The organism is Cupriavidus consociatus (assembly GCF_017814975.1).
Lineage (GTDB): Bacteria > Pseudomonadota > Gammaproteobacteria > Burkholderiales > Burkholderiaceae > Cupriavidus > Cupriavidus consociatus.
Window position 1 is genome coordinate 1 of sequence record NZ_JAGIQA010000126.1, and the last position, 1,274, is coordinate 1,274.

Consider the following 1,274-nt stretch of genomic DNA (forward strand, 5'->3'; position numbering starts at 1 on the left):
GCCCGAGGATGCGCGCGCCACCCATCGTGAGACAAAGGCCGATCGGCGCCGCATCAAGGAACTCGAGCGCGAGCTGCGCCGCAAGGAGAAGGCCCTGGCCGAAGCCGCTGCCCTGCTGATACTCTCAAAAAAGCTCGAGGGCATCTTTCCGAAGGACAAGGACGAGGACGCATGATCGGCCTGGAAGATCGCCACACGATGGTCCGCCATATCGAAACCGCTCACGCAGGCGGTGCTCGCCTGCGCTTGGCCTGCGAGGTAGCAGGCATAACCGTGCGCACGCTGCAACGCTGGAAGGCCCACGATGGCTTGGTGGTCGGCGACCGGCGCCCCGGGGCCGTCCGGCCCACGCCGGCGCACGCGCTGAGCATTGAGGAGCGCGAACGCATTCTGGCCGTCGCCAATGAGCCGCGCTTCGCCGACATGCCGCCGGCGCGCATCGTGCCCATGCTGGCCGATGAGGGTGTCTACGTGGCCAGCGAATCGAGCTTTGGTCGAGTGCTGCGCGCACATGGACAGACCCGGCATCGAGGACGTGCCAAGGCACCGCGCCAGAGCCGTCCGCCCACCACGCACGTGGCCACGGCGCCGCGCCAACTGTGGTGCTGGGACATGACCTATTTGCCCGCCGAGGTCGCTGGGCGCTGGTTTTACCTGTACCTGATACTGGACGTGTACAGCCGCAAGATCGTGGGCTTCGAGGTCCACGATCGCGACGACGCCGACCACGCGGCGCATCTCGTCAAGCGCACGGCGCTGGCCGAGAACATTCATGCCATGGCGGCAAAGCCGGTGCTGCACGGAGACAATGGTGCCACGCTCAAGGCCACCACGGTGCTGGCGATGTTGCACTGGCTAGGCGTCAAGCCTTCGTACTCACGTCCGCGGGTGAGCGACGATAATGCCTTCGTGGAAAGCCTCTTCCGCACGGCCAAGTACCGGCCTGAGTTCCCGTCCAAGGGCTTTGCCGATCTGACTGCGGCGCGTACGTGGGCGGCGCACTTCGTCTACTGGTACAACCATGAGCACCGGCACAGCGGCATCCGCTACGTGAGCCCGGCACAGCGCCACGCCGGTCAAGACGACAAGATTCTCGCCGCGCGCCACGTGCTGTATGTTCAGGCCCGTGAGCGCAACCCGCGTCGCTGGTCATGCAACACTCGAGACTGGTCGCCAATCGACACGGTCACGCTCAATCCAGAGCGCGAGATTGCCGTGCCCACCGGTATCAAGCCAGGCGCCGAAAACCAACGCCTGGCTGCATGAATGAGGCG

At 65.5% G+C, this 1,274-nt stretch carries 1 pseudogene; it reads left to right on the top strand.

What is annotated here, in order from left to right:
* Positions 1-1,266 (top strand): annotated as a pseudogene (locus J8I82_RS37690) (IS3 family transposase); the annotation flags it as partial.
* Positions 1,267-1,274 lie beyond the last annotated feature (8 nt).